At 68.6% G+C, this 21,367-nt stretch carries 7 protein-coding genes; 2 read left to right on the top strand and 5 right to left on the bottom strand.

From position 1 onward, the window contains the following. Positions 1-46: 46 nt before the first annotated feature. From OPIT5_20795 to OPIT5_20780, 4 genes are all read right to left on the bottom strand, one after another. On the bottom strand, positions 47-8,464 hold the full coding sequence (locus tag OPIT5_20795; GenBank protein ID AHF94564.1) for a hypothetical protein: 8,418 nt from the start codon (positions 8,462-8,464) through the stop codon (positions 47-49). Continuing rightward, positions 8,428-14,397 (bottom strand): hypothetical protein, encoded by a 5,970-nt coding sequence (locus tag OPIT5_20790; GenBank protein ID AHF94563.1) that lies wholly within the window; start codon positions 14,395-14,397, stop codon positions 8,428-8,430. Before OPIT5_20790 ends, OPIT5_20795 begins: the two co-directional genes overlap by 37 nt. Positions 14,398-14,581: 184 nt before the next feature. Beyond that, a complete protein-coding gene (locus tag OPIT5_20785) occupies positions 14,582-17,197 on the bottom strand; it encodes a hypothetical protein (GenBank protein AHF94562.1) in 2,616 nt (871 codons plus the stop codon). Between the two features lie 35 nt (positions 17,198-17,232). Beyond that, the gene (locus tag OPIT5_20780; GenBank protein AHF92322.1) at positions 17,233-17,754 is read right to left on the bottom strand and encodes a hypothetical protein; all 522 of its coding nucleotides are present in this window, start codon (positions 17,752-17,754) and stop codon (positions 17,233-17,235) included. 345 nt (positions 17,755-18,099) lie between these two features. Here OPIT5_20780 and OPIT5_20775 point away from each other — a divergent pair, with 345 nt between their 5' ends. Beyond that, the gene (locus OPIT5_20775) at positions 18,100-18,882 is read left to right on the top strand and encodes a histidine kinase (GenBank protein ID AHF92321.1); all 783 of its coding nucleotides are present in this window, start codon (positions 18,100-18,102) and stop codon (positions 18,880-18,882) included. A 53-nt stretch (positions 18,883-18,935) separates the two neighbouring features. Here OPIT5_20775 and OPIT5_20770 read toward each other — a convergent pair whose 3' ends face one another. Then, complete coding sequence (locus OPIT5_20770) at positions 18,936-19,571, bottom strand: histidine kinase (protein ID AHF92320.1); 636 nt, start codon at positions 19,569-19,571, stop codon at positions 18,936-18,938. Between the two features lie 287 nt (positions 19,572-19,858). Between OPIT5_20770 and OPIT5_20765 the strand changes: the two genes are divergently transcribed. Continuing rightward, entirely contained in the window at positions 19,859-21,358 is a 1,500-nt protein-coding gene (locus OPIT5_20765) for a Mur ligase (protein AHF92319.1), read from the top strand. The last annotated feature ends 9 nt before the right edge of the window (positions 21,359-21,367 follow it).

Here is a 21,367-nt window from a genome sequence, read left to right as displayed (position 1 = left end):
ATTACTTTAAAGACTTGCATTACGTTAGCAATATTTAGCCCCAGGGTTAATCCTCGACCCTGACTTTGAAAGTGACCGCGCCCTCGGCACCGGGAGCGAGCGAGCCGGTGAAGACCCAGCGAATGGCTCCGGTGGCGTCGGCGGCCGGGGCGTCGATGCGGTCGAGCGTGAGGCCGGCCGGCAGCGGGGTGATGGCCGCCGCGCTCACGAAAACCGTGTAAGCCGGCGTGGAGTCGGCGATGAAGAGATCTGTCAGCGGACCCGCGCCGGTGTTGGTCCAGGCGATCGTGTAGACGAGTTCCTGGCCGGGCAGCGCGGTGCTCCGGTCCACGGTCTTGACGAGTTGCAGGCCGGCGCTGGCAGTGGCCCCGACAGTGGTGACATCCTGCCGGGTGAGGGCCGCGTCGGGGAGACCGGAGGAACCGGCAAAGGCGAAGGTCGCGGTGAGCGTGACCGGGTTGACCGCGCCCCAGGGCGCGCCGTCGGGAGCATTGTGCCGCACGACGAGATGATATTCCTGGCCCGCCGTCACGGGGATGGCCGCACCCTCGATGACGGCGCCGGGTGTGCCGTTGCCGGAGGGATCGGCGAGGACCACCTGGGTCCACGGAATCGCGGGCGAGGCGGCGGAGGAGAGCGTGAACGTCACCGTGCCCCCCGTGCCGGCGATGAAGGTGTGCCGGTAAAACGCCGTGCCGCCGGGCAGGATCGTCTGCGCGCCATCGGTGAGGAGCACGTTCTCCGGGACGTTGCCGAATTCCAGCCCGCCGATGGCCGCGCCGTTCGTGGTGACGGTGATCGTGCGGTCGGCGCGGTCGTAAGCGGCGGAGGGATGCCCGCCGGTGGCGATGTGCGCGGAGACGGCGGACTGCACGACGCGGAGCGTGGCGCCGGTGGCGACGTGGTCGGGGATGTAGAGGGAAAACGCGCCGGAGCCGTCGGTCGCGGTGCTGCCGAGTTCGGCGCCGCCGGCGTCGAGGAGGCGAACCGTCACGCCGCCGAGGCCGGATTCGGCGCCGTCGCGGCGGCCGTTGTTGGCGATGCCGGCACCGTCGCCGGTGTCGCGGAAAACGATGCCGCTGACCGCGCGGCCCTGGTAGAGCCCGAAATCCTCGCCAAGGAGATCGGCGGCCGTCACCGCGACGGGCCGGACGCCGTCGGGCGGCGTGCGGAACATCCAGGCGGCGGGCGCCTGCGCGCCTGTGGCGGCAGCCGTAGTGGTCAGAACGATACGGTATGTGCCGGGCGGGACGAGCGGGAGCAGGTACTCGCCGTTCCCGGAGTTGACCGTCGCCGTGCGGTAAACCGCGCCGGCGGGAGCGGGGCCGGAAAGGGGGACGAGATTGACGCAGACGGTCGGGCCGCCGGTCCAGTCTTCCTGCGCGTCCTTGTGGCCGTTGGGTTCGGTGTCGTTGTAGACGGAGCCGCGGATTTCGAGGCCGACGACGACATCCTGCGTGGAGGGGCCGACAGCCGGATAGATGCGGCGGGCGTGGGTGTCGGCGGACGGTTTCGAATAAAACGCCCCGACCGTGGCGGAGTTGGTCAGCGTCTTGCCCTTGAGCGTGTTGTCGGTGTCGACGGTGACGGTGTACTCGACGACGAGCGCCTTGCCGGCGGGGAGCGGCGCGGTGTCGTCGAGCGCGAGGGTCCAGTCGCCGGACCCCGCATCCCAGGCGAGAGCGGGATTGGGCGGGGCGAGCGCGACGCCGTCGATCGTCGCCGCGTCGAGGACGGGAGCGGCGGCGCGCATGCCGGCCGGGATCACATCGCGCAGGGCGATATTCCAGGCGGGAGCGTTGCCGGTGTTGGCGACGGTCAGCCGGAATTTTACGGTGTCGCCGGGGCGGACGAGGTTTTCGCCCGCCGGGAGCAGCCGGGTCTTGGCCAGCGCGAGCACGGGCTCGGCGAGGGTGACGCCGACCTTGTTGAAGTTGGTGACGTCGCCGGGCAGGCCGGTGAAATTGTAGGTGGCATTGTTGATGCGCGCGGGGCTGGCGGCGGCGGTGTTGGCCGGCACGTCGAGCACATCGACCGTGTAGTCGATGGTGATGGTGCGATCCGCGCCGCCGGCGACGCGCTGGCCGAAGGACCAGGTGAGCGTCTGCGGCGACGGATCGCCCGTGCCTGCGATGGAGACGGCCGGGATGTTCCCGGCGTCGGAAATGTCGCCTCCGATGGCAACGACCGGCGGGCTGCCCGGAGCCAGCGCGAAACCGGCGGGCAGCGTGTCGACCACGGTGAGATCGGGCACGGTGCCGAGCGGCAGTGTGAGGCTGACCTGGTAAGTAATCCGTTCGCCGATGAAGACCGGGTCGAAGGGCGCGGTGTGATACGTGGCGGCGGTGATCTGCTTCTGCTGGTCGATGGCGTGTATCCGGATGTCGGCGACGCCGTCGGCGGCGAGCCTGAGGGCGCCGGTCGCGGTGTCGGCGACGCCGGCCGGCGCAGTCTGGTGCAGGGCGGCGAGCGTGCCCGCATCGACGGGCACGGAATAACCGGTGACGGAGGCGTTGTTGGTCAGCGTCTGGCTGGGGTTGACGGTCGCTTCGAGCGTGCCGCGGTAGAGGATCGTCACACTCCGGCCGGGGTCGAGGCGGGCGAGGTTGCGGCCGGCGTCGGGGACCGGCGTGTTGGTCTCGTCGAGCGCGAGCGTCCCGCCGGGGCCGCCGGTCACTCCGCCGGTGCTGGCGACGTCGACCGTGCCGCCGCCGGTGGTGTCGGCCCCGACCGTGCCGGCATCGAGACTGAACGGCGCGGGCACGGTGTCGGTGACGACGAGGTTGTAGAGCGGAGCGCCGGCAGCGGCGGGATTGGTGACGACGAGCCGGTACTCGATCACGTCGCCGGCCTGGCCGCCGGCCGTGGCCGCGAACGCGCCGGAGAGCGTGACGTTGCGAACCGTTTTTTCGACGGCGAGCTGCGGGCGGCGGACGGTCAGGTCGGATTGCCGGTGAAGGTTGGCCGACGAGGCCGGCGAACCGCTGGCGCTGAAACCGTCGTCGCTGTCGTTGCTGCGGAAACGCTGGCCGAGATAGGTGAACTCCAGGCCGAGGTTGTTGCGCAGGGTCTTGCCGTCGGTGTTGGCCGCAAGGTTGAGGACGCGGACGGTGAGGTCGTTCTCGATGACGGCATCGCCGGCGAGGACGTCGGCCTGGCTGATGCTGGCGGCGGTATGGTTGACGCGGCTGGCCGCGACGCTGGCCGGAGCGGCCACCGGCACCGGAGCCGCGAGGGTGGTCGCGACCTTGTTGTCCGTTGTCGCCGCGCTGCGAACGAAGGCGAGCCCGGTATGCGCGAGACCGCCACCCGAACTGTCGGCGGGCGTGTCGCGGAGCGTCACACCGGTGATGTCGGCCTCGGCGCCGAAAAAGCGGGCGCGCAGGCGGAAGGTCGCCTCCTCGCCGACGAACACCGTGGCGCCGGCGGAATCGGGCTCGGTCGTGGAGTCGAGGAGCGTTTTGGCGAGCTCGACGCCGACGATGCGCTGGCCGCGCTGGTCGTACGAATAGTTGCCCGGGGCGGACACGCCGGGGTCCTGCCCGCGCGCCTCGCCGCGCACGCGCAGGACGAGCGAGAGCGGACCGGGCGTGCCGCTGTAGGCGAGCGTGGCGCTGACGGTGATGCTCTGCCCCGCCGCCAGGGTGCCGAGTTGTCCGGGTGTCAGTGTCCATACGCCGCCGGCCTGACTCGCGCTGTTGCCGCCGGAGCCGGCGGTGCCGGTCGTCGAAAAGGTGATCGACTGCACCGTCCAGCCGGAGCCGAGAACCGGGAAGTCGATGGTGATGAAATCGGCCACCGAGTCGGCATCGCCGACGTTGGTGATCGTGAACGTGTAAGTCTGCGGGTCGGTGCCGGTGATGACGGTGTTGCCGCCATTCGGGCCGACGCCGGTCACACTGAGGTTGGGCGAACGCAGGTCGATGGTGGCGCCGACGGAAGAAAAACCGGATCCGGCGCAACTGTTCCGGTAATCGACGCGCACGGTGTTGGTGCCCGGGGCGGGCGGCGCGGGATCACGGCCGTTGGGCGTGTCCTCGGTGGCCAGTTCGGGGAAGGCGTCGGCGAAATCCGTGTCGAAGACGGTGGAGCGCACGTAATACGTCAGCGTGACCTTGTCGCCGTAACGGAGCATCGGTTTGGCGCTGCCGCCGTTCCGGAAAGTGAACTTCGGGGCGACCGTGTCGGTGGTGCTGTCGTACGTGACGCCGGTGATGACGGAATCGCGGGTCGGGTAGTAAGTCGTCACGTGGTTGCCGAACGTCGGCGCGACCGTCTCGTCGAGCACCATCTGGCTGTTGGGAAACGTATTGGTGACGACGAGGTCGAAGGCGTTGCCGCCGCGGTTGAGGATTTCCACGTCGATGCGGGCGCGGCCGCCGGGCAGATACGTGATGGTCTGCGCGATTTCGGCGGCACCGGCGATGCTCGGCTGCATGACGATGCGCGCGGAGTCGGTCGGCGCGCCGGGCGCGGTGACGGCGTTGTGCTGGCCGGCGGCGGGGGCGGAGCAGCCCCAGGAGACGGACGTCGCGGGATCGGCGGTGACGCAGTTGGCGCCGAGGATTTCGGTGATCAGGTATTCCGCGCTCGCCCCGGGCGCGAGATCGGGGATCGCGATGACCTGCCCGGGCGCGAGATCGGTGCCGCCGGTGTGGCCCGGCCCGGTGATCAGGGCCGTGCCGCCGCTGCCGGAAAGCGCGTCGGAAAGGCGGATGAAGTGCGCGGCCTCGTCGCGGGTGTTTGTGTTTTTTATTTCGATACGCCACTCGATCTCGTCACCCTGGCCGCCGTAAACGGTCTCGACAAAGCCCGTCTCCCCGGCGGTGACGTTGCGGCCGGTTTTGGCAACGACGATGCGGGGCTGGTCGACGGGGATGGTAAACGGCTGCGCGGGCGAATCGACGAGATCGCCGCAGGCGACGGTGGCCGTGGCCGAGGCGTTGAGCACGGGCGAGGTGCCGGCCAGCGCGGTGGTGGCCCGGAGCGCGAACCGGATGCGGACCGTGTGGGTCGTGACGCCATCGATCTCCGCCCCGACGGGGACGAGTTTCGCCAGCGCGGGAATCTGCGCCGCCGTCCAGGTGTGGGTGTCACCGCTCACGGACGGGTCGGCGGCGGAGGTCCATCCGCCGCCGTTGACGCTGTACTGCACGGAGCCGGGTTCGAGCGAGAGTCCCTGCGCGGACGGGAGGATTTCCCGGACGATCGCATCCCGGATGGCGGTCGCTCCGGTGTTGCGGACGATGATGATCACCTCGCCGAGATCGCAGAGGCGCGCGAGCGAGCCGGAGCTGTCGTGCACGACCTGCATCTGGCCTCGCGGGAAAACGAAAACCGGCTGGGCGCGGGCGGTCTCCGTAAAAGCGGAGCCGTCGCAGCCCCAGCTCGCCCGGATGCCGGTGGGGTTGGGCGCGATCTCGCATTGTCCGGTAGCGGCGACGGTGGCCACGACCGTGATGACGCGCGTCTCGCCCGGCAGGATGTCGCCGAGAGCCCAGGCGAGCTGCTGTCCGCCGACGGCGACGGGGAAGCCGGCATTGGCGTTGTTGGTCGCGAGCGTGGCCGCGGCATCCATCTCGAGGCCGGCGGGCAGGTCGATGTCGAGCTTCGCTCCCCAGGCGGTGCCGGCGTTGGTGTTGGTGACGTAGTTGACAAACGTTACGGTCGAGCCGGTGACGGGCAGCGTGCCCGGCGTGCTGGTGAGGGCGAGCGTGGCGGTGCGGACGAGCTGGGGCGCCCAGGCCGTCGCCGTGCTGTAAACGCGGGCGGCGGCGGCTTCGGTCTGCCAGCTGTCGTAACGGACTTCGGCGTTGAGGCCGGTGGTGGCCGTGGTGCCGGTGACCTTGCGGACGACGCGCACCGTGATCGTGCCGGCGCCGGTGAGCGGACCGGTGCCGCCGGCGTGGCCAGTGCGGGTGATCGTGAAGGACGGATCGACGCCGCCGTTGGCGTTGTGTGCGATCGCGTAGCCGCTGGCGAAGACGTCGCCGTAAACGGGAGTCTGCGCCGGATCGTAGGTGAAGGCCGTTCCGGTGAAGAGCGTGACGAGGAGGTTTTCGGTCTGGTGGGCATCGACGTTGTCCAGCGTGATCGTGAGCGCCTCTTCCTTGCAGACGTCGATCTGCGGAGCCATCGACAGCGTGATGGCGGCGACGGCGCGACCGATCGTATAAAAGGCGCCCTGCGTAAACTTCGTCTGCGTGGTGACGCCGCAGCCGTCGGGCGTGCCGGTGTCGCCGAGTTCGAGGTCGAGCGTGGTGAGTTGCGTGACGGCGCGCGTGGCGGCGCCGGCGAGCGCGGCATCGGGCGCGGTGACCTGGTAATCGAGCGTGATGCGGTGCCCGGCCACCGGATCGGAGCCGAACCAGCCGGCCTGCGCGAGGAAACCGAGATCTATGCGGAAGCCGGGCGAGAGCGTGGTGACCGCAGAGGCCGGGACGGGGACCGGCGCACCGCCGTCACGCCGGATCGTAAGCGAGCCGGGGACGAGCGTCATGCCGGCGACGCCGCCGAAACCGTCCTCGTAGGTGGTGCCGGTCCAGATGCCGGGATAGGCGGCGCCGAATTCGTAATTGGCCTCGAACGGGATGAACTCGCCCTCACCGGCGTCGCGGGTGCTGTCGGCGGTCGGAGCGCCGGTCTCGTAAATGCCGCCGGCGGGCGTTCCGGTGACGTTGAAATACTGGTTGGCGTAGCGTCCGGGATTGTTGGTGATGAGGAAACCGGCGGAGGCGCTGGCGGCGAGCGCGCAACCCCGTGTGGTCACGGCCGTGACGCCGGCCGTGTTGCCGACGATCTGGCCGGCGTCGCAGGGGTCGTCGCTGACGGCGAAGTCGATCTCCACGCTCTGCGGGGCGGAAAGCGTGTTGCGGGCCACCGTCCAGGCGAGCGTGCGTGTGGTCCCGTTCCAGGTGACGCCCGCGGGCAGCGAGCCGGGGTTGAGGATCGTGACCAGCGGAGAAACCGTGTCGGTGACCGTGATGGATTCGGTCGCGATATTGGTGAAATGGGTGGCGGAAAGCGTCAGCGTCCACGAACCCGGTTCACCGGTGGCGATGCGGGAAGCGCTGACGGTTTTCGACAACGTCAGCGAAGGCGCGTCCGCGGCGGCCGCGATGGAGCCGATGGCTTGCGGGATGGTGTAGGGATCGTCGCAGCCGTTGGTGTAGCGCGCTTCGTAAAAAACGGAGCCGGCGCCGGAGTCGTTGCAGATGTCGGTCGCCTCGAGGTCGAAGGCCAGCGTGGCGGTGGCGCCGTTGGCGACGGTGCCGCCGTTGTCATTGAGGGTGAATACGCCGGTCGTCGCGCTGTACGTCCAGCCGGCGGCGACGCTGGAAACCGTGACGCCGAGACCGGGCAGCGTCGTGTGGAGCGTGAAGTTGCGGGCGTCGCCCAGGCCGGTGTTGGCGACCGGGATCGTCACGGTCACCGGCACGTTGTAATCGAGCGTGACGGAAGGCGCGGAGTAGCCGACGAGCGGCTGGCGAAGATCGAGCTGCACGGAGGCCTTGCCGCTGGCGGCGGTCCGGTGCGCGCGGTCGTCGGTGGCCGCGGTGTTGACGATGTCGCCGCAGGCCAGGACCTCGGCGGTGACGGTGGCGGAAAACGACTCGCCGGGCGCGAGGTAGCCGAGCGTGAGGATGGAGCCGCCCGTCCCCGAGACGGCGGCGGGGCGACCCGCCGGGGAAGTCTGCGCGATCGTGAGAAGGCGCAGCGTGTCGCTCGCGGGAGCGATGGCGGACTGGTCGAGGACGACGTCGAAAAGGCCGCCGAGACCGGTGTTGGTGATCGTGACGGTGAAGGTCGCGGTCTGCCCGACGGCGCGGGTCTGCTGGCTCGGCGTGATGCTCAGCGTGCTGGCGCCGGCCTGCACGACGATGTTCTGCTGCGGGCCGGCGGCGGGCGCAGGCGTGAGGAGCGCGCCGCCGTCGGTGAGGGCGTAGGTGTGCCGGTGGACAAGCTGGCGCGTGCCGTCCGGCACCGAGGCATCGGCATAAACCCCGTAACGGATGATCGCCGACGCGCCGGCGGCGAGGTCGAAACCGCCGAGGTTGAAAACGAGCGTGCTGCCGGTCTGCGTCGCGGTGACGGCGGCGCCGTTGAGCGTGGCGGTGCCGGCCACGTAGTGAAACCCGTCGGGCAGCGTCACGGACGGGGCGAAATCGAACGCGGTGGCGTCGCCGGAGTTGGTCCAGGTGACGACAAAGGTGTCGCCCGTGGTCGCCGTCACCTCCTGCGAACCGTTCCAGACGCCGTCGATGGTCATGAAGGACCGGCCCGCCTCGGCGGCCTCGAAGCCGGTGGCGTTGGTCGCGGAAACCGCGGGCGCGGCCTGAGCGGCGGGGAGGAACCAAAGCGCGAGAAGAGCGGCGACAACGGAAACGCCGGGAAAACGCGATGCGGAAAAACTGCCGGAGGAAACGTTCATCGCGCGTCCTCCGTTTTCTTGAAGCTGGCCCATTTGAAGAGGTTTTCGTCGAACTTGATGCGCAGGCTCAGGAACAAGCCCTGCGCGGTGCTGGCGGTATCGAAATCCCGGTCGGTGAAGCCGACGAGGTTGTAGCCGAGACCGATGCGGACGTTTTTGGTGAACACGCGGCCGATCTCGGGGCCGACGGCGTACTGCGCGTTGCGGAAGCTGTCCGAGAACATCACGGCGAGGTTGAGGCCGGCGTCCCACTTTTCGGTGATCTCAAAAATGGCGCGACCGGCGAGGAGGTGCGCGAAGTAATCGGTGGAGCCGCCGTAACCGCCGCGCTCGATGACAAACTTGCCGGCGTAGTGGCCGGAAAAGATCCAGCGGCGGTCGGGCTGGTAATTGACGCTCGTGGCGAGGGTGTGGACCTGGCGGCGCATGGCCTCGTCGCCGAGCGCGGAAGAGCCGCGCTCGTATTTGTATTCGTAGCGGAAGAGCGCGTTCCATTCGTCCTTCTCCGTCTGCCGCCAGGCGAGGCCAGCGAGGAGACGCCCCTGCCAGAGATCGGACGAGGCGGCGTCGTCGTAGAGTTGCGTGTTGAGAATCGAGCGGCCGAGGAACGTCCACTGCTCGTCGAGCTTGCGGGCATAGCCGAAGGTGTTGAGGTAGTTGTCGGACGAGTCGCCCCAGCGTCCTTCGAGCCGGCCGGTGGCTTTCCAGTCCGCCGGGCGCGTGTAGTCGAAGGCCGCGGTGGCGGCGGTGGACCGGTTGGTGCCGTCGCCGTCGAAGGGGGTGACGCGCTCGAAGGTGGTGTTGAGGCGGAGTCCGTCGGCCACGTTCCAGAGATTGCGCAGGCCGGTGGAGGCCTCGGCCTGACCGCCGTCGATCGCATCCAGCACGCGGTATTCGTTGTAAAAATACGCATCCTGCAGGTACTCGGTTTCGAGGCCGACGAGCGTGCGGTTGTTCTGCTGGCTGGTGTTGAGCTCGAAATCGCTGCCGAGCGACGAGATGAATTCGTGCCGCGCGTAGAGGCGGGTCTTCGTGCTGACCTGGTACGCGCCGCCGGCGGCGACGAGGCGCTGTTCGCTCTCGACCACGTCCTGCTCGTACTCGGCAAAAACGTTGGCCTGCGGCAGGCGCGGCACCGGCGTATCCACCCGGGCGCGCACGCTGCGAACCGTGAGCGGCGTGTCGGCGGCGTCGGCGCCGGGGTTGGCCGGCGTCTGCGTCTCCTCGCTGTAACGCCCGCCGACGGCGACGCGCACCTGGTTTTCGAACGTGTAGGCCACGTCGGCGCGCACACCCTTGAGGTTGCCGGAGCCGGCGATGTCTTCGGTGTAGATGCCTTCGCCGATGAGCTGGGTGCGGGGCGCGAGCTGGTGCGTGACCTTGGCGGAGCCCTCGACGCGGCCGGCATTGAGCGTGGAGGCCGGGTTGTTGAAGGATTCCTCCGTCTTGCCGAAATACACGCGGGCCTCGGTATTCGCGGACCGGTGACGCAGGTCGATGCGGCCGGCGTAGCCGACGGAGCGGGAGGCGTCGGCCGGATCGAGAAGCGAATCGCTGCGCGCGCCCTCGACCATGAGGTACGTGCCGGACGCGATGCGGAAGGTGGCGTTGGCGCTTTGCAGGTCGTAGGGATCGACGGGGTTTTCGTCGCGGGCGAAGGACGCCCCGACCTCGAAACGTTCGTGGAGCTTCACCTGCGCATCGCCGCCGTAGACCCAGAACTTCGGGCCGCCGGTGTCGACCTCGTAGCTGATGCGGATCGACTGCGGGTTGAAATTTTCGTCGACGGACGCCACGGGGCGGCGCAGGAGGAGGCGGCCGGAGAAGGGCTCGAAATCGTAGTCCGCGTTGCGCGCCAGCGTGGTCGTCCTGAGGATGACGGAGCGCTGGTTGCGGTCGCGCACGAGGATCTCGACCGTCTCGCTGCCGAGGACGCCGTCGCCGGTGGAGAAGTTGAAGGGACCGGAGGTGCCGTTGGCGGGGATTTCGCGGATCACCTGGTCGGTGCTGTCGTCGCTGGCCCAGAGGCCGCCCCTGAAGCGGGCCGTCTCGTGCTGCACGCGCACGCCGTTGAAGCTGCGGTTGTAGTCGCCGAGCTGGCGGACCTCGTTGTCGGCGCGGGTGTTGAAATCGCCGAGAAGCAGGAACGAGCGGTTGTGGTCGATGCGCACGTAGAGTTTTCCGGTGGATTGCGCGTCGTAGCCCTTGACCGAGGAGTCGCCGTAAACGGGGTAATACGCGTCGGGATCGATGTCGCGGAAGAGGCGCACGTCGTCCTTCCGCTTGTCGGAATCGTACGCGACGGTGAGCAGCGTCTGGCCGCTGATCTTGCCCTTGAGGTAAAACGCGGCGCGACCCGAAGCGGTGCCGTCGCTGCCGATGCCGGCGGACTCGCGCAGCTCGGATTCGAAGGCGTCGCCGGGATCGAGCGGCAGGATGTTCGAGGAACTCAGCTTGTTGAACGCAAAACGGCCCTCGATGATGCCCGCGGCGATCATCGGGCGAAGCTCGGGCAGGAAGGCGAGGCGGCGCTCGGCCTTCATCGCACCGCTGGAGACGACGATGCGTGCCTCGCCGGGCTCGACGGGCGGGATGAGCCGGTACGTCGCGGCGCCGTCTTTCAGGAAAACCTGGGTGCCGGGCTCGCGGGCGTTGACGTCCTCCACCTCCCAGCGGCCGAGCGTGGTTTCGAGCGTGAGCGGGAGCGAGGCGGTGACCGGGATGCCGCCGGCGTCGACGGCGGTGACACGCACCTCGACGGGCGTGCGTCCGTCGGCGGCGGGTTCGAGGGTGGAGAACGTCACGTCGAGCCGGGCCATGCGGTCGGGCGCGGTGACGTCGATGAGCGAGCGGCCGCGGACGTTGCCGAAGAGATCGCTCTGCACGAGTTCGAGGTGATTGAGGCCGGGTTTCATCTGCACGGCGACGTATTCGACGGCCTGGAGCGCGGGCTGCTGCCGGTGGACGATCTTGCCGATGCGGGATTCGGGGACGGGCTCGCCGTTGAGAAGCAGTTCCAGCTTCGCCCCGGTGGCGCCTTTCACGCGGAGGGTGACGCGGTCGTAGGGAAGCGTGTCGCCGTGACGCAGGTCGACAAAACCGGGCCCGGCGTCGGCCAGTCCGGCGACGACGGTTTCGAGATCGACGAGCGGCACGGCAGCGACGGGCGACGGCGGCAACGACGAATTGGCCGGCGTGAGCGTGCCGGCGGGGAGAACGTTTTCGAACGGGCCGGGCAACGCGCGGCCGGAGCCGATGACGCCCGCGGCCTCGCGTCCCTGCGGATCGCTGACGAGCGTGGGCGTGCCGTCGGCGTTGAACGTGGTGGCGAGTGCGGTGGCGATCTCGGGCTGCCAGGCATCGATCTGCTTGCGGCGGGCCTCGATGGCGGCGTAGAGCGACTCCGTGGGCTCGACCAGCATGAAATTGGCCTTGTGAAGCTCGTGATTTTTCAGGTCCACGAAACGTGAACCGGGGTCGCCGGCGAAGCGCGGACTTTTTCCTCCGAGCTTCGCGCCGGGCGGGAGCGTGTGCGGATCGAGCTTGAGCACATGGGCGACGGGACGCTGGCCGTAGATGCTGTACTGGCCTTCGCCGTCGGTGATGGCGTAGGTGCCGTCCTCGAGGATGAGGCGCACGCCGGGCACGCCGGGTTCGCCGGGGTCCTGGATGTCGTTGCCGTTGGCGTCGACGAAGACCGTGCCGATGATGACCGCCGAGGGATCGAAGATCCCGGCCTCGGGCCGGACGCGTGCCTGGGCCTGGTTGGAAACGAGCACGGGCGGGCCGAGCGAGGTGGCCTGCGCGATGTTGATGCCGTTGCCCTTTTCCGCGCCGGGCGTGAGGCGCACGCGGTAGGTGAAGGTGGCGCTGTCCCCGTCGGCGAGCGTGCCGACCGGGAAGCGCAGTTGCGGGCCGACGCCGCCTTCGGGATCGGCAACGGGCGCGCCGTCGCGGCGGGTGGTGCCGCGTTCGTAGCGGAAACCGGCGGGCAGGCGGTCGTCGATGTACGCGCCGCGGAACGGGGCGCCGGAGCTGTTGGAGAGTTTCAGCGTGTAGATGACGGAATCGCCGATGCTGGCGGTGTCGCGCGAGGCGGTTTTTTCGAGGACAAAACCGTCGGCCACCGTCGTGTCGACCGGCACGTCGAGAAACACGGCGCCGGTGGAGAGATCGACGGGAAACGAACCGCCGTAGGATCCGGAGGCGTGGATGCGGCGGCCGGCGGGCTGCGAACCGGGCGGGATGACGCTCGGAAAACTGTAGTTTTCCGGCGGCGTGATTTCGAGGCGGTAGGTGCTGGCCGCGACAATCGGATAACGGAAGAGGCCGTCGGCGCCGGTGACCTGGGTGGCGGATACGGAGGTGACGCCGTCCTCGTCGTACACGCGGGCGAGGCCGCCGGCGGAACCGCCGGATCCGAGCCCGGCGCCAGTGACGTCGATCAGCGTGACGGTGGCCCCGGCCACGGGCCGGTTGGTGCGGCTGTCGTAGACGATGCCGGTCGGATCGATGAGGATCGTGGCGCGCACGGTGACGCCGCCGCAGTCGGTGAGCTCGGCGGTGAGCTCGTCGCGTTGAAGGGTTTGCAGGATGCCGTCGCCAGCTACCACAGGATTGGCGGCGGCATCCTGCGAGGGGACGGAGGGAAGGATGCGGAAGATGCCCGTATTCGGACCGGTCTCGGTGGCGGTGAACGTCTCGCGGTCGCCGGTCAGCGAGGAGGTGATGACGACGGTGACGGTTTCCACCGTATCCGAACGTTCGTTACACGCTCCGGCCTCGACCTGGACGTAGAGCGGATTGCCGAGGCGGGAGGCGGGCACGGTGCGCGCGAAGGGCGGATCGTAATACCGGATGGTCGGCGCCACGGAGGGAACGGAAACCGTGGCGGGATTGGAGACGGTGACGAGCGGGGTGCCTCCGGGTCTGGTCGAATAAACCGACGCGAGATTGACGATGGAGCCCGTGGCCTGCCCGCCGATGCGGGCGCGGAAGGAAACGCTGAAGGAAACGCCGGGGGCGATGGTGTCGAAGGCGAAAGCCACGGCGTCGACCCCGGAGAGATCGGCGGGCGCGGTCGTCACGTAGGCGTGAAAGGCGGTGCCGGCGAAGTGGTAGAGCGGCGTGGCGCCGTTGGCGGCGAGGATCGAGACCAGCCCGATGTTGCCGGGAAGCGGATCGCGGACAACGACCCGGGAGACCGTGGCTCCGTCGATGGCGATGACCGTCGGTTCGAGGGCGGCGGGGAAGTTGTGGGTGCCGGAAAGCGTGTACGTGATTTCCTCGCCGCAGGCGGCGGTGGAGGGCGAGACGGACTTGAAGAACTGGAGTTCGCCGCCGCCGGTGGCGACGGTGTCGGTATTGATGGCGGTGGCGCCGGTTTCGGCGAGGGAAGCCTCGATGCGAAGCTGGAGGGACGCCGCCGCCGGGGCGGAAGGCGGCACGAGGCCGGTGACGATGAACTGCAGCGTCTGGCCCGGCGCGAGCGTGACGGCGTGCGGGGCGAAGGGGAGCGACGTCTCGCCGGGGTCGACGACGGAGTTGGCGTTGGCGTCGATGACGAGCGCGAGGTTTTGCGGCGTGAAGCCGCCGCCCGCGACGAGGGCCGGTGTGAGCGTGTACGCGCCGCCGGTGTTGCCGGTGTTGGTCAGCGTGTGGACGAAGGCGAAATACGTGCCGGGCGCAAAGGTGCCGGCGTTGTCCTGTTGCAGATCGAGGCCGGGCGCGCCGCCGACGAGGACGCGGACAATATTGGACGGGGTCTCGCGACCGATGAAGAGGACCGGATCGATGTAGTTGAGGTACGCTTGCGCACGGATGAGCGTGCCGGGCGCGGGCGGCGCGGCGTCGACGCGGGCGGGCGCAAGGGCGCACACGCAGGCCAGAAGGCATGCGAAGGCGCAGGCGAGCGGCGCGAAGAGGCGGGCGGGAAGAGCGGGAAGCCGTGCGAGGCGGGTCGTCACTGAAAGGCGTGGTAGAGGAAGCTGGCCGGGAGCGGCGGCATTCGTGCCGCTGCCGGCGCTGCGAAGCGTCGCCGGTGCGGGAAAGCCTGGCGGGGCGAGACGCGTCGCGCCTCGTCGGCAGCGGCACGAATGGCGCCGCCCGTCCCTGAAAACGACAGGCGGCGCCAGCGCTGACGTGTTATGGTTACTCGTCGATCTTCACCGCGAAGGTGACGACGGCTGTCTGCGTGGGCGTGAGGCTGCCCACAGTGACGACGATGTTGGTGCCGGTGAGCGCCCATGCGCCCGGCGTGGAGGCACCCGCGAGGGTGACGGTCGGCGTGTATCCGGAATCATACGTCGTGTTGGCCGGGATCGTGTCGTTGACGACGATGTCCTCGGCGGTGGCCGAACCGACGTTGGTCACGGTGATCCGGTAGAGGATCTGCGCACCGGGCAGGGCCGAGAGCTGGTTCTGGCTCCAGGTGGCGCCGTTATCGATGCTCTGCTCCTTCACGATGGTGAGGTTGCCGCGGATGACGCTCGTCGTGTCGGTATTGGAGACGGCGGCGGGAGCGGCCGTGCCTCCGATGGTCTCGCTCGCAGGCGTGATCGTGAGCGTGGTGACGTTGATCGCGCCGTCGTTGGCGCCGATCGGAGCCTGCACCTTGACGAGGAAGCGGATGCTTCCGCCCTTGATCAGGCCGGTGGTTTTCACGGTGGAGAGATACGCGGCCGCAGAGGTGTCGACAATCGGATCGCCCGCGTCGATGACGCCGTTGTTGTTGGCATCGTAATAGACGACCGAGGTGAAGCCGGCGCCGGCGAGGCTGTCGGCGAGGGCGATCGCCAGGGTGTTGGTGTCACCCGACGCGCCTTCGGTGATGTTGCCGGTGTTGGTGAGAACATGCTCGTAGACGACCGAGCCGCCGGGGAAGGTCTGGCCCACGTTGTTGGTCTGGAGCGTAATCCCGCGGACGGTGTTCACGCTGACCTGATCGTGCAGGTAGTCGGCCGCGCCGGTCGTTGGCGATTTCGACTGGAACCAGACGGAAACATCGCCCGGCGGGGTGCCGGCGGGAATCGTCACTTCGGCGGTGTAGGTCCGGGTGCCGCCGGCGGCGATGACGCCGGTGTTGGAGACGACGACGCCGTTGGCATCCTTGAAGACCACGGTCCAGCCCGAGGGCAGATCGTTGACGGTGCCGAAGCTGCCGTCCTTGTCCGCAAGGAGGTTGAAGGTGTCGGGATTGGGCCCGGTGTTTTCCACGTTGAGCGTGAAGATCACGGTCGAGCCGGGATTGCCGGTCACGGTGTCGATGACCGTGGCGGTGCCGGGGCCGCTGCCGCCGGCGACGCCAGTGAGATCGACGCCCGCGCCGGTGATGCCCTCGATCTCGTCGGTGGCGGTGGAGGATCTGGTCGGGTCCACGGTGGAGGTGGCCGTCTTGGTCACGGCGAGGGTGGTCCCGGTCGCCGCGGCGTCCCCGGGGATGTTCGCACGGAGAACGACGGTGTAGGTGGCGCCGGCCGCCACCGGACCGGTGTCGGGGACGCCATCGCCGTTGGTATCGGTCAGCGGAGTGGCCCCGTCGCTCTTGAAGAGCTGGAAGGTGGTGCCGCCCGGGAAGGTGCCGGGGCCGTTGACGACGACATTGAACGTGTCGGTGCCGGTGCCGGTGTTGGTAAGGACGTTGTTGAACGAAACCGAACCGCCGGCGGCGACGGGAGGCAGCGGGTCGGGCGGACCCTCGAACGTGAGGCTGACGTCAGGCAGGACCTCGAAGGGCACGGTGTTGGTGGGGGTCGGCGAGGACGGGTCCGGATCCGTTCCCGTAATGAAGGAATAATACGCGGTGTTGTTGAGGATGCCAGGGGCCACGCCGGCGTTGACGGAGACCTCGACCGTGACGTAGCCGCTGACGCCGGCCGCCACTTCGCCGATGACAAAGGTGACGTTCTGGCCGGCGGCGTTGTAGGCGATGGAGCCGGCGGCGACGGAGGACGGCAAGGTGGCGCTGTCCAGCACGGTGGAGCCGCTGACCGACCAGCGGGCGGAGCCGACCGCGAGGCCCGCCGGAATCGCGTCGGTGATCGTGAACTGCGAGGCGGGGGTGTTGCCGATATTGCGATAGGTGATCGTATAGGTGAAGGTGGCGGTGCCAGGGTGCCCGGAGCCGAGGCTGGCGGCCTTGGTGACCTGCATGACGGCGTCGTTGGTGAGCGTGGCGGTATCGGTGTTGGTCTCGACGATCGGCGTGCCGCCTCCGTTGGGCGAGGTGGCGGTGACGGTGACGAGGCCGTTGTTGCCGAGCGTGGCTCCGGGGGGCACGGTGGCGGCCACGATGAAGCGGAAGGAGGCGCCGGCCGCGAGCGGGCCGGTCGTGGTGATCGGCGTGAAGTTGTCCGGGTTGCCGTCACCGTCGGCGTCGATGTAGATGACGATGTTGCCGAGCGTGGTGGCGCCGCCGCCGTTGATCGCGGCGAGGGCGAACGTGTCGATGCCGTTGCCGAGATTGGTCACGGTGTGCGGGAAAAACACCTGGCCGCCCGGATTGGCGGTGCGGGTGTTGTCCTGCCGGAGATCGAGCGCGTACACCTGCTGGACGAGCGTGGTGACGGTGTTCGACAACACGGTGCGTTCGGTGCCCGAATCGTCGGTGTAGGTGGCGGAGGCCTGGTTGCCGATGGCGGTGCCAACGAGCGGCGCGGCCGCGTGCGCGAGGAGCGCGAGGCCCGCGAGGGTGAGCCCGGCGACAGCCCCTCGCAGGAAATTCCTGCGCCGGGCCGTGACGGGCGAGCTGGATGTGGTGATATTCATTGTTGATTTCCTGGATTTCCGGATACGGAAAGATTTCAGCGGACAGAGGTCGCGGTGAGAACCGCAGGGCGGTTGACCATGGCGCGAACGGCGAGGGTGACGGTTTCCCCGGCGCCGATTTCGGGGATGCTCCAGCGCAGGGCGCGGATGCGGGCGGGGTCGACCGGCCGGCCGGTGTCGTCGAGCAGCGGCAGCGGCGCGAAGGTTTTCCCGTCGAGGCTGGCGGCGACCGGAGCCGGCTTCGTGGCCGCGCCGGCGGCAGCAGGGGCAGAGCCCGCAGCATCGTCACCGGCGAGCCAGGTGAGCCCGGCCGGGACAGGGATTTCGGGGGCCACGGATTTCAGCGCGCGGTCCGTGGTGTTGGTGTAGGTCGCACGGTATTCGATCACGTCGCCGGGTGAGGCCGCATCGGCGGCGACAAACGTTTCGGGCGCGGAGGCGGTGGCGGGCGTGACCCTGAACGCCTCGAGCGAGGCAGCAAGGCCCTGGGCAAGACCGGTGGTCGCCGCGAGGATCGGGGCGAGCGGGAACAACAAGACAAGGAGCGTCTTCTTCATGTGTGTGTGGCAGACTGGTACGTGGTGGCGGTTTCCGGGCAGCCGGCGGCGCCGGCCTGGAATCCGTTGTCGCCCGGTGGCCAACGGCCGGAACGAAATCAGGCGCAGCGCCGCCGACGGCAGCGGGTGAAATGCAATTCACCGGAGAAAGACCTGCGGCATTTTGTCGCCTCCGAACAGAGCGCCGACTGGGTAAATTTCCCCATGCTCCGGAGCGCTCTCCCGCGCCGCTGCGAAGGCCGGAAGCGTTCGGCACCAGCCTGAGTGACTCTCCTTATATGGGCGTTTTTACCCAGAGAATGGTCCTGACACCGGCCGCGGTCCGGCTGTCAGTGAATCTTGCCCATGACATCCCTTTTGCCGGAGCGCTCCGCGCTGATCATCGATGATCTCAAATTCAATCGCACCATGCTGCGCAGCACGCTTGCCCGGCTCGGCTATGCAGTGGCCGAAGCCGCCAGCGCACCGGAGGCGTTCGCATGCCTGGACCGACAGCGCTTCGATGTGGTGTTTCTCGACTGGGAACTGCCCGATATCAAGGGCGACGTCGTGGCCCGCCACATCCGGGCCACCTGCGGCGATCTTCCGATCGTCACGATCACCGCCGACACCAGCGATGCCATGCGCGCGCGCAGCGCGGCCGCCGGTTCCGACGGGTTTCTCGGCAAGGCTTTCGATCTCGCCAGCGTGCGCGCCATGCTCGCGACGCTGAACACTCTCCGCCGCCGGCACAGTGAATCGTCTCCTCCTGCTTCTCCTGCGCCGGTCGCGCCGCCGGCCGGCATCCGCACCGTGCTCGCCACTCACGCCAGCCAGTTCCCCGGAGGGCTCGCAGAGGCGCTTCGGCACTGTCGTGAGCAGCTCGACGCCGAATGGAGCCGCCTGCTCTCGGCGATCGGAGACCGGCAGCGCGACATCGCTATCCGGGCCGCCCACAACCTCGGTTCGCTGGCGGGCATCGTCGGAGCGACGCGCGTGCACGACACCGCCCATGCCTGCGAACGCGTGCTTCGCGTCGAACCCGATTTCGGCCAGCCGCTCACCGACGCCCTCGCGGCGCTCGTCACCGCTCTCCATGACGTGCAGACGGAACTCGAAGACAACGACGACGCCGGCGGACGGCCCTGAACCGCGGAAACGGCGCCCCCCAGCCCTCACCTCCCGGGCAGGCCACACACCCCCTACTCACCCACGCGGGTAAATCCCTTTTCGAGCGCGTAGCGGATGAGCTGCGGTGTCGAGCCGAGACCCAGCTTCGTCATGATGTTCTGCCGGTGATTGCGGGCCGTGCGCGGACTCAGCCCGGCCCGGGCGGCCACTTCCTCGTTGGACCAACCGCGGCCGAAAAAGCCGAGCAGCTCCATTTCCCGGTCGGACAAAACCTTTGAAAACGCCATCGGATCCGCGCGCACGCGGGCACGCACTTCCTTGACCACCGAACACGCGTAGGTCTGCCCCGCCATCACGGCCGTGATCGCCTCCTGAAGGATATCGAGCGTCTGGCCGTTCTTGTCCACAAAACCGTTCACTCCCGCCGACTGCGCGCGGTACAGCGTGTATTCATCGGTGTGTGACGAAAGCGTGATGACCCTGACGTGCGGGACGGCCGCGCGGACGTCCGGCACGAGCCGCAGTCCGTCGCCATCGGGCAGCACCACATCCAGCAGCACCACCGCCGGCTGCCGCTCCCGGCAAAGAGCGAGCCCGTCGGTCGCATTGGCTGCGGCCGACACGTCTGCGGTCGGGATGGCCCGGATACACGCCATCACAAGAAGTTCCCGTAACATGGTCTGGTCTTCGACGATAACGAGTTTCACAGTCAGACTGTGCTAGCGACCAATTCCATTTATATGCAACAATAACCCGACTGAAGCCACCGGTTTACAAAAACACTCCTCTCCGGCCAGCCCGGGCCCTGTAGCTGCGAACGCAAGTTCGCAGGCTCCGGAGGAGGGGCGATTGCCTGCGAACTTGCGTTCGCAGCTACGCCCAACGGCTACGAGGCCCGCGTCGCCACGCTCCGCCCGTTTCTCCAGGCCGCACGCCGGCCCTTCACGTTTTTGCTCCACCTGCCGGCATTTCCCTCCAGATTCCGAAACCGAAAATGAAACTCTACTTCATGGGCATCTGCGGAACAGCCATGGGCAACGCCGCCCTCCTCGCGCGCGCCGTCGGGCACGAGGTCTGCGGCGCCGACACCGGCGTTTATCCCCCCATGAGCACGGTCCTCGCCGCCGCCGGCGTGACCGTTCATGAAGGCTACGACCCCGAACGCCTCGCCCGCCTCGCGCCCGATCTCGTTGTCATCGGCAACGCCATGAGTCGCGGCAACCCCGAAGTCGAGTGGCTGCTCGACACACGCGCCCTGCCCTTCACGTCGCTCCCCGCCCTGCTCCACGACACCGTGCTCGCCCGCCGCAAGAGCATCGTCATCGCCGGCACGCACGGGAAAACCACCACCACCTCGCTCGCCGCCTTCCTGCTGCGCGAAAACGGACGCGATCCCGGCTTCCTCATCGGCGGCGTGCCGCTCGACCCGCCCGTCGGCAACCACGCCGGCGCGCCCGCCGATCCCTTCGTCATCGAGGGCGACGAATACGACAGCGCTTTCTTCGACAAACGCAGCAAGTTCATCCACTACGCGCCGCACATCGCCGTGCTCAACAACCTCGAGTTCGATCACGCCGACATTTTTCGCGATCTCGCCGACGTCCAGCGCACGTTTTCGCACTTCACCCGCATCGTGCCGCGCAACGGCTGGATCGTCATGAACGGCGACGACGAAAACCTCCGCGCCCTCGGCCCGCTGCCCTGGACGCGCGTCGTCCGCGTCGGCGCCGGCGAGCACAACGACGTGCGCATCCTCGATTTCGCCGAGACGCCCGCCGGCGCCAGCTTCCGCCTTTCCTGGCGAGGCCGCCCGTGGCCCGCCGCCTGTGAAAACGGCGCCGTCGACGATGTTCCCCCGGCCATCCGCTGGTCGCTCCCCGGCCTCTACAACGCCCGCAATGCCGCCATGGCCGCCACCGCCGCCGCCCTCGCGTTGTATCCGGAAAACCCGACAACGCTCCGCATCGCCGCTCCCCTCGCCCGCTTCCGCGGCGTAAAGCGCCGCCAGGAAATCCTCGTCGCCACGTCCGCGCTCACGGTGATCGAGGATTTCGGCCACCACCCGACCGCGCTGGCCGAGACGCTGCGCTCGTTCCGCAACCGTTTCCCCGATGCCACGCTCACGGCCGTGTTCGAGCCGCGCAGCAACACCGCGCGCACCCGCGCGCTCCAGGACGACTTCATGCGCGCCCTCGCGCTCGCCGACGAAGTCTACCTCGGCGCCGTCAACCGCGCGGACAAACTGAAACCCGAAGACCGCTTCGATGCCGACGCCGTCATCCGCCACCTCGCAGCGGAAGGCGTCGCCGCCACCACCGCCCCGACCAACGCCGCCCTGCTCGAAAAGCTCGCCGCCGCCACGCTGCCTTCGCCCGCCGGCGCGACCGCGACTGCCGCCCCCATGCCCGGCAAACCGCGCGTGGTGGTCTTTTTTTCCAACGGCAGCTTCGACGGCATCATCGCCGGCTACGCTGCCGCCGCCACGCGCAAGTAAGGCCAGCCT

This window comes from Opitutaceae bacterium TAV5, assembly GCA_000242935.3.
In the GTDB taxonomy this organism is placed as follows: Bacteria; Verrucomicrobiota; Verrucomicrobiia; order Opitutales; family Opitutaceae; genus Geminisphaera.
The sequence above is the reverse complement of the archived record's forward strand: the minus strand, read 5'-3'. Positions and strand labels throughout refer to the sequence as shown.

Coding starts and splice junctions, on each gene's coding strand:
- OPIT5_20795 (AHF94564.1), bottom strand. CDS start 8,464: ATGGGCCAGCTTCAAGAAAACGGAGGACGCGCGATGAACGTTTCCTCC.
- OPIT5_20785 (AHF94562.1), bottom strand. CDS start 17,197: ATGAATATCACCACATCCAGCTCGCCCGTCACGGCCCGGCGCAGGAAT.
- OPIT5_20780 (AHF92322.1), bottom strand. CDS start 17,754: ATGAAGAAGACGCTCCTTGTCTTGTTGTTCCCGCTCGCCCCGATCCTC.
- OPIT5_20775 (AHF92321.1), top strand. CDS start 18,100: ATGACATCCCTTTTGCCGGAGCGCTCCGCGCTGATCATCGATGATCTC.
- OPIT5_20765 (AHF92319.1), top strand. CDS start 19,859: ATGAAACTCTACTTCATGGGCATCTGCGGAACAGCCATGGGCAACGCC.